Annotated in this window: 10 protein-coding genes; 3 read left to right on the top strand and 7 right to left on the bottom strand. The window is 39.7% G+C overall.

Going from position 1 to position 7,963, the window contains the following annotated elements:
- Positions 1–431: 431 nt before the first annotated feature.
- Positions 432–590 (bottom strand): hypothetical protein, encoded by a 159-nt coding sequence (locus CDZ78_RS22260; protein WP_087870987.1) that lies wholly within the window; start codon positions 588–590, stop codon positions 432–434.
- A 208-nt stretch (positions 591–798) separates the two neighbouring features.
- On the opposite strand from CDZ78_RS22260, the gene CDZ78_RS16610 reads away from it, so the two are divergent.
- The 3 genes from CDZ78_RS16610 (at position 799) to nth (ending at position 2,253) form a co-directional block, all read left to right on the top strand.
- Positions 799–1,080, top strand: a complete 282-nt coding sequence (locus CDZ78_RS16610; RefSeq protein WP_087870988.1) for an RNA recognition motif domain-containing protein — start codon at positions 799–801, stop codon at positions 1,078–1,080.
- Positions 1,073–1,333, top strand: coding sequence for a VF530 family protein (locus CDZ78_RS16615; protein ID WP_087870989.1), 261 nt, complete (start codon positions 1,073–1,075; stop codon positions 1,331–1,333). Before CDZ78_RS16610 ends, CDZ78_RS16615 begins: the two co-directional genes overlap by 8 nt.
- Before the next feature lie 284 nt (positions 1,334–1,617).
- Complete coding sequence (gene nth, locus CDZ78_RS16620) at positions 1,618–2,253, top strand: endonuclease III (RefSeq protein ID WP_087870990.1); 636 nt, start codon at positions 1,618–1,620, stop codon at positions 2,251–2,253.
- A 282-nt stretch (positions 2,254–2,535) separates the two neighbouring features.
- Here the strand turns inward: nth and CDZ78_RS16625 are convergent, their stop codons facing one another.
- The 6 genes from CDZ78_RS16625 to modA form a co-directional block, all read right to left on the bottom strand.
- Positions 2,536–3,249 carry an SDR family oxidoreductase gene (locus CDZ78_RS16625; RefSeq protein ID WP_087870991.1) on the bottom strand — a complete coding sequence of 238 codons (714 nt, stop codon included), beginning with the start codon at positions 3,247–3,249 and terminating at the stop codon, positions 2,536–2,538.
- Complete coding sequence (locus tag CDZ78_RS16630; RefSeq protein ID WP_087870992.1) at positions 3,237–4,229, bottom strand: SPL family radical SAM protein; 993 nt, start codon at positions 4,227–4,229, stop codon at positions 3,237–3,239. Before CDZ78_RS16630 ends, CDZ78_RS16625 begins: the two co-directional genes overlap by 13 nt.
- Positions 4,230–4,798: 569 nt before the next feature.
- Entirely contained in the window at positions 4,799–5,209 is a 411-nt protein-coding gene (locus CDZ78_RS16635; protein WP_087870993.1) for a ribonucleotide reductase subunit alpha, read from the bottom strand.
- Between the two features lie 65 nt (positions 5,210–5,274).
- Positions 5,275–6,399 (bottom strand): ABC transporter ATP-binding protein, encoded by a 1,125-nt coding sequence (locus CDZ78_RS16640; protein ID WP_087870994.1) that lies wholly within the window; start codon positions 6,397–6,399, stop codon positions 5,275–5,277.
- Entirely contained in the window at positions 6,392–7,060 is a 669-nt protein-coding gene (gene modB / locus CDZ78_RS16645; RefSeq protein WP_087870995.1) for a molybdate ABC transporter permease subunit, read from the bottom strand. Before modB ends, CDZ78_RS16640 begins: the two co-directional genes overlap by 8 nt.
- A gap of 9 nt (positions 7,061–7,069) precedes the next feature.
- Positions 7,070–7,765, bottom strand: a complete 696-nt coding sequence (gene modA / locus CDZ78_RS16650) for a molybdate ABC transporter substrate-binding protein (protein WP_221899981.1) — start codon at positions 7,763–7,765, stop codon at positions 7,070–7,072.
- Positions 7,766–7,963: the final 198 nt, after the last annotated feature.

Raw genomic sequence — 7,963 nt, forward strand, 5'->3', positions numbered from 1 at the left:
GTGGTAAGTTAAAATTCGACTACCCACTAGGATTCACATAGAGCCCTTTTTCTAATAGAAATATTGCTATATCTTGTTTAATTTTTTTACTAGAAAGGTGATTTGTTTTTAACAGATCATCTGGTATGGTTAAGTTCATAATGTTTTTCCTGTTTCGATATTTATCATTGCAGGAGCAAAAAAGCTTTAGCTTTTTACGACTTCAGCAATAGCTAAAGAGACTGTGAAAGTATTCAACAAAATCCCTCTCCTTTAGTTAAGTTGGGGTTAGGGAAGTTTGATATATTAAAATTAATCACGCAATATCAATGACATATTTTTTTATACGATCCCCCCTCAATCCCCCCTTCTCAAGGGGGGAGGCTAAAAGCAGATACTTTCACAGTCTCTAAAGCTATTGTGGTAACTGTAAACAGTGACATTATACAAATTCAGAGTTTATCATATTCAACAGGTTTGATATCTGGTACTGCTCGCATTACTTTATCAAAACCTTCTCTAGTGGCTTTTTTTGCTTCTTCATACTGATAGTCTTTAGTTTGCAATGCTGCCATTTTTTCAGCTATGGCTGATGTAAAAAATTGATTCATTGAAGTACCATTTCGTTTCGCGACTACTTATACTTTTAAGTGTACTGGTCAGGAAGCTCTTAACGTATAGTGTCATATATGCAGTGAATATGAAATTTTTTCTGATTTGGAGTGCTTTTGTACAATACCGTTTCTATCACGAATGAAGGTCAACGTAATATATCAGACCAGCGTATAATCACCAGATTATAAATAAACGGTTATCCAAATGAAATTACTTATCCGTAACCTCACCCGTAATACCACAGAGGCAGAACTTAAAGCATTGTTTGTACCCTTTGGTACTGTGCAATCCTGTTCTCTGGTGTTAGATAAAGACACAGGTATATCCAAAGGGTTTGGTTTTATTGAAATGCCTAAGATAGGTGAAGCTAAGACGGCGATGAAGAATCTAAATGGCAAGGAGGTTGGCAGTAGCAAAATCCGTGTTAAAAAGGCTGAGCAAAAAGTAACTGCAAGTAAGAGCGATGTAGCCGGTTCAGATGAATAAGCTGCATAACCAGGATCCATTACATGGCATCACACTAAAGGAAATTGTCACTCTGTTGGTTGAAAAATATGGCTGGCCGAAATTAGCTAGCAAGATTACCATCAAGTGTTTTAGTAATGATCCGAGCATTTCTTCCAGTCTGAAATTTTTGCGTAAGACTCCCTGGGCGAGGGAAAAAGTAGAGCAACTTTATATAGAAACAGAGTGGTCGGTTAAGCAAGATAATCCTTATAAGAAATCCACTTTGGGATAAAGCAAGATAGTTCCCACGCAGAGAGGCTGTAAAAGTATTCAACAAAATCCCCTCCTTAGTTAAGGAGGGGTTAGGGGAGGTTTGATATATTAAAACTAATCATGCAATATCAATAACATCTGTTTTTATACGATCCCCCCTCAATCCCCGCTTCTCAAGGGGGGAGGCTAAAAGCATATACTTTAATAGCCTTAGAACGTGGGAACGATGGGTGCATGTGATATCCATCAAACCATTGTGTTAGGCGACTAGCCTTATCAGTCATAAGTATTGAATCTATTAATATGAACAAAGATAAACGCCTACAGATATTCTCCAGATTAGCCGAGGCGATTCCAGAGCCTGTTACCGAACTGAACTATAACAGCACTTTTGAATTATTAGTCGCGGTTGTGTTATCTGCACAGGCGACTGATAAAGGGGTGAATAAAGCGACGGCGATATTATTTCCAGTTGCAAATACTCCCGAGGCTATTTATGAGCTGGGGGAAGCAGGTCTAAAGGAATATATTAAAACCATCGGCTTATTTAATACTAAAGGCGCTAATATTATTAAGCTGTGTCGTAAATTACTCGATGAATATAATGGTGAAGTACCACAGACACGGGTTGAACTTGAGTCTTTGGCGGGGGTTGGACGTAAAACGGCTAATGTTATTTTAAATACGGCTTTTGGCCAGCCTGTTATGGCTGTGGATACGCATATTTTTCGGGTATCCAATCGTACTGGTATCGCCAAAGGAAAAAATGTTTTAGAGGTTGAAGCCAGACTGGATAAACATGTCCCAAAACAATATAAACTGGATGCGCATCATTTGCTAATTCTGCATGGACGCTATACCTGTATTGCCCGAAAACCACGATGTGCTAGTTGTGTGATTGAAGATTTATGTGAGTTTAAAGATAAGGTTGATGTTTGATATGCGGAGTATGGTTGCTATTAAATCAGCCTGTAGGGCGTGGCTTTAGCCCGCTAGTTTCGGTGTATAAAAGCGGGCTAAAGCCACGCCCTACGTTATCTTAAAGCACGAATTTCAGGCAAAAAAATGCGTCTTAACTTAGGTTAAAACGCATTTAGAGAGGAGGTTAAACTCTAAATCTCGTTTGGGAGTGCATTTAAGAGTTGGTATATCATATCTAAGTTAATTGCAAATGAAAATGTGACAAATTGTCGCAGGGGTGTATTTTCAAAAAATCAAGCATTATTTTTTGAATTGGATCACATGATTCGCCGGATTGAGATTGATTTCATCGATAATAATTCCGGATCGGGCGTTGATAATATAACTGACAGCATCAGCAATATCTTCTGCAATTAAGTGCTGGCTTTCATGATTGCCAGGTTCAAAACTCAAAGACTGAAAAAAACCTGTTTTTACCATACCCGGGTTAATTAAAGAGACACGCACACTGCTTTTTGCACATTCATCACGTAGTGCCTGAGTAAACCCTCGTAGAGCAAATTTACTGGCACAGTAAATCGAACCTTTGCGACTTCCCTGTAATGCCGCTTCTGAACCTATAAATATCAAATCGGCTAGAGGTTTTCGTTTTAAAGCAGGCAGAAACCCTTTGGTAAGAAAACTTTGACTGATAAAGTTTAAATTCATTAATTCCTGTATCTGGGAAAATGAAAACTCTTCCAGGCTGCTGAATTGGCCTTTACCTGCACTGAAAATAATACTGTCGATTTTTGGGTGTTGTTTACATAACTGTTTGATATTTTCAGCTAAGGTGCTTAAATCACCTAGATCACATTCTACGCTGCTAAAACGGGGGTGAGCATAAACAAATTGCTGGCAGTTTCTGGATATGCCAATAACTTCATGCCCCTGATTTAGTAGGGCAACTGCACAAGCTCGACCTATGCCTGAGCTAGCGCCAGTTACTAGAACTGTGCGTTTTATAGACTGCATGGAAAAAACTTTTCTTCGGGGATATAGCGCAAAAGTTCCTTAGTACAAAAACCCATCATTTCATCTTCTAGTACTGTTTTATAGGACATCATCCCCTGCTTTGACTCTAGCGGGCTGGCAAATAGTTTTTCCTCTGGATAAAGTTTATGTATTTTTTTAAAGTATTTATCGGGTAGGCGGAACACACCTAAGCTCACTGAATGTAAAGTTTCAGGGTTAATTTTAGCAAAGACGGTTTTAAATAAATCCTGATAATGTTGCTGGTAGTTATCTTCATAAATAATCGGATCAAATCGGAGTCCGATGGGCCAGCCTTGTTGCTGTAATTTATTTAGCGCATCCAGACGTTTGGAAATAGCTGGGGCTTTATGTTCTAAAGCGCGGGCAATTTCATCCGGGGTAAAACTAAAGGCAACGATGCAGCGTTCAAATGCAGGGGTATCGAGAAGATGTCGAACCTGTGTACTTTTTGTGCGCAGCTCCATCCAGGCATTGGGTATAGAGCGGATAACCGGTAAGAACTCCCGGGCAAAATCTGTAACAGGTTCTAAAGTCAGGCTGTCACAGTCATAACCTGAGAAAAAGTGTACTGCTTCATCTGGTGTTTCTGCACAAAGCCGCTGCATATCAGTATAATAATCTTCGTAATTAACAAATAAGACATAATTTGCTGATTGATACATGCCTTGTAGAAAGCAGTAACGGCAGTCATACAGGCAATTTAGCATATGTGAAAAATAGTAATTATGCTCAGCGCCGATACCATAATTAGGAGGCGCTTTGAGCATAAAGCCACGGTATTTTTCTGCAAGAATCAAGGCGGGTTGCTGTTTTTGTATACGAAAATTCTGTGCCTTGGGGTTAAACACTTCACCATAACGCCCACAGGTAATTTGCCTTGCTTTGGGAAAGCGTGCGCAAATATCTATCACCCGTGGGTGTTGCAGAATATTTTCTTCTATATAGATTGTTTCAATCATATTTTTACGTTAGCAGTCATAATATTAGGCAGGCTCAATTGATATTGTTATTTTATGATTGGTGGCCGCCTCGGCTTAAAATGCTGATTACGTACAATTCATAGCCATTTTAAAATAAACTATAAGAATCAGTATATTAAGAGTCTCGTCAGTAATTACTCATTATTTACGGGCAAGATTTTTTGGGGATACGGGCAGCCTGCCCGTTTACATGGGCGAGCCGCCCATGCCCCCAAATAATATTTTCTTGAATGAATTTATGGAGAAATTTACCTGCGTTGATTCAAGTCTGTTTAGTTACTGAAGTTTCCCAATTATTGAGTAGCTGAAATACACAATGCTGGTGTATCGAGGTTTATTTTAGGTGGTTTTGCCATGTTTATAGCAAACCCCTACTTAATTCCCCTTAGGCAATAGCATTTGAAACGAATGAAAAGACTATTTTTTTCAAGCATAGTTTCAATTTTACCATAAATAATTATTGGGAAACTTCAGTTTAGTTATAGGCTGCCATTTAAAAAGTGATAATACAAAAAGCCAGTAGATAGATTGGTTTAAGTTCCAAATATCTAGGAAAAATGTAACAAATCACCCTGCTTGTCAAAGGCTAGATATTTCGATAAATCACCACCACTTTGTACCGTCTGTACCATCATTTTCAGAGGCTGTTCAGCTTCGTCAGGACCAGGTACCGTTCCATTATTTCCAGATAGACAAGCGATCAAAACCATACTCCAGTCTTGTTCCATTTGCTCTGATTCTGTTACCAGATCAGCAAAATTGGTTAATTCTGCTAAATCTTTATCAACACACATAATGGCCTGTAATTCTCCACCTTGTCCTGAATGAAATTTTTGTTTATCCGCATCATCATGATCTGTAGGTAAAGATACCTGTAGAAATACAAATAGAAACCGTTGTGGGTCTTGCTGCTGTCTACCAACTGCTAATAAGCTTTGATAATCAGTTATTTCAATCATTTGATTTTACCTGTTTGACTGATCTTTAGCCTGAAAAATCAGTGGTTAGAAATTAAAAAGGGCTTCTAAATTTCCCTGCGTAGAGTTTGGTAGGGCATCAAGTGTATACCCTCTGCCAGGAGAGAGATACCTATCTTTTCATACCGCCCTAAAGCATTACGTTTGGCGACGTGTAAGGCGATATTGATGGCGATATGAATATTTATTGGCTGATCAATCTGTACCAGTATATTAGCTAGCCCGTTACTTTCCATATATTCAGTAATTTGTCCATATAGTGGGTTTTCACGATCACCATTGGATGGACGACCACGTCTATGTAACAGGATATTAGCAGGCTGAATTATCCAGCAGACACGTTCATTAACTTTATACCGGGGTTGGTAATTTGCTTCCAGTATCATGCCGCGCCAGCGTATATGAGTTTTGTTTGTTTTTTTATCATGGGCAAGTATTTCTGCAGTGAACAGATTTTGTTGATCCATTAAGCGTGCGACAGTGGCACTGTTAGGGTGTGCTGCAACAAACTCGGGAATTCCTGTTTGTAAAATTTCACCTTTATGCAATAAAGCGATTCGATCGGCAAGTAAGCTGGATTCTTCCAGGTCATGAGTGACGAGTATCATGGGCATGGCCAGCGACTGCCTTAACACCAGTAATTCTCGATATAATTTACGCCGTGTTACCTGGTCTACGGCTGAAAATGGTTCATCCAGTAATAACACTTTGGGCTGTCTGGCTAATGCCCGGGCGACTGCAACTCGTTGCTGTTGACCACCGGACAGTTTTGTCGGGTATTGCTGTTCCAGACCATCAAGATGCACTTTTTTTAATAGTTTCAGTGCTTCGGGTTGACGCTGTTGTTTAGGTAAGTGTGTGATCGCCTGTTGAATATTTTCCTGCACAGTCATATGTGGAAATAGCGCATAATTTTGAAATACCAGACCGACATGGCGTTGGTGAGTGGCTAAAAAAATAGACTGCGCACTATCTTGCCAGACCTCACCCTGACAGATAATATTGGCATTTTGTGGCTGATATAAACCGGCAATAGATCGTAAGACGGTGGTTTTTCCGCTACCGGATGGTCCTACTAATGCCAGTAATTCACCTGCCTGGCAGTCGAGCTCTACATCTAGGGGGATGCTGTTTTTTTGATGCAGGTTAATATGAATTGCTAAATCAGACATACGGGTGTTGATGGCGTTCGGATAACCAGTAAGTAAACGAAATAGTAATCATAGAGAACAGTAACAGGCTGAATGACATAATGGCGGCAGACTGATCATCAAAAGCCTGTACCCGGTCATATATAGAGATAGCGATTGTTTGTGTTTCAGCGGGAATATTACCACCGACCATTAGCACAATACCGAATTCACCAAGGGTATGCGCAAAGCACATCACCATTGCTGAGATAATACCTGGCCAGGCGAGAGGTAACTCAATTTTCCAGAGTACCTGAGCTGGTGGCATACCGCAGCAAGCCGCCGCCTCACGAATTTCTCGAGGTATTGCTGCAAAAGCTCGTAGCATAGGTTGAATAGCAAAAGGTAGGTTAAAAATAATTGAAGCCAGTACCAATCCCTGAAAATTAAATACCAGTGTGGTGCCAAAAGTATTCGCTAACCATAGCCCGAACCCCTGATTAGGGCTAAAAGCTACCAATAGATAGTAGCCAAGTACAGTCGGTGGTAATACCAGTGGTAAGGCTAAAATTGTTTGTAGTAAAGATTTACCGAAAAACTGTCGATATGCCAGCCAACGACCAAAGAAAATACCAATCGGCAATAGAAATATTAGCGTGACCAGACTTAGTTTTATCGATAAAGTTAAAGCTTGCCAATCCATACGCAATCTCTAGGGAGTTGTATAGCCATAACGGGATAAAATAGTTTGTGCTTTATCCTGTTGTAGATATTTGAAAAATAATTTAGCAGTATTGCCGGTATTGTTTAATAACACCATGGTTTGCTGTAGTGGTTGATGGAGATTAGCGGGAAGTAATAAGTATCGGGTTCGGTTTTGCAGGATGGGAGCCAGTGCCAGCGAGTATGATACTAAACCAATTTGAGCCGCACCAGAACTTGCAAATTGTGTTGCTTGTGCGGCATTTTCACCCAGTACCAGATGAGACTGTACCAGTTCCCATAAGTTTAATTTCTGTAATATTTCACGTGCGGCAACACCATAAGGGGAATGTTCAGGGTTAGCGATGGCAAAATATTGTATTTGCCCTTTCTGTAATGCCTGTTTAGTTTTATGAAGGTCTTTATCAAGCAAGATAGGCGAGTTTTTAGTAGTTAATATAGCCATGCGACCTAAAGCATAAACAGTACCTTGATCCAGAGTTTTTTGCTGCTGGTAAAGTCGAGCTATATAAATAGAATTAGCTGATAAAAATAATTCAAAAGGACTACCCTGCTGGATTTGTCGAGTTAAGTTACCAGATGAACTGTAGCTAATACGTACGTTTTTTCCTGTGTCTTGATGAAAAGCCTTAGTGATATCCTGTAAAGCAAATTTAACACTGCTGGCCGCTGCAATGACGGGCACATCTGTAGCCCTTAATACTGGACTGAACAGTAGTATTAATAATATCAGGCTAAACCGTGACCGATTTATATTCAGGGAGTTGTTTATGGTAATGTCCTGCTAAAAGTGGCTACGGCGAATTACAGCCCAGATTATAGCCTCGTTATTGTTACTTTACTATATGAATACAGGAAACCTGTTTATTCAAAAACACTTTTT

The sequence above is a fragment of the Bathymodiolus platifrons methanotrophic gill symbiont genome, from assembly GCF_002189065.1.
GTDB lineage: Bacteria > Pseudomonadota > Gammaproteobacteria > Methylococcales > Methylomonadaceae > Methyloprofundus.

Excerpts from the sequence above, each read along its gene's own strand:
- CDZ78_RS22260 (WP_087870987.1), bottom strand. The coding sequence starts at position 590 with ATGAATCAATTTTTTACATCAGCCATAGCTGAAAAAATGGCAGCATTG.
- CDZ78_RS16610 (WP_087870988.1), top strand. The coding sequence starts at position 799 with ATGAAATTACTTATCCGTAACCTCACCCGTAATACCACAGAGGCAGAA.
- CDZ78_RS16615 (WP_087870989.1), top strand. The coding sequence starts at position 1,073 with ATGAATAAGCTGCATAACCAGGATCCATTACATGGCATCACACTAAAG.
- nth (WP_087870990.1), top strand. The coding sequence starts at position 1,618 with ATGAACAAAGATAAACGCCTACAGATATTCTCCAGATTAGCCGAGGCG.
- CDZ78_RS16625 (WP_087870991.1), bottom strand. The coding sequence starts at position 3,249 with ATGCAGTCTATAAAACGCACAGTTCTAGTAACTGGCGCTAGCTCAGGC.
- CDZ78_RS16630 (WP_087870992.1), bottom strand. The coding sequence starts at position 4,229 with ATGATTGAAACAATCTATATAGAAGAAAATATTCTGCAACACCCACGG.
- CDZ78_RS16635 (WP_087870993.1), bottom strand. The coding sequence starts at position 5,209 with ATGATTGAAATAACTGATTATCAAAGCTTATTAGCAGTTGGTAGACAG.
- CDZ78_RS16640 (WP_087870994.1), bottom strand. The coding sequence starts at position 6,399 with ATGTCTGATTTAGCAATTCATATTAACCTGCATCAAAAAAACAGCATC.
- modB (WP_087870995.1), bottom strand. The coding sequence starts at position 7,060 with ATGGATTGGCAAGCTTTAACTTTATCGATAAAACTAAGTCTGGTCACG.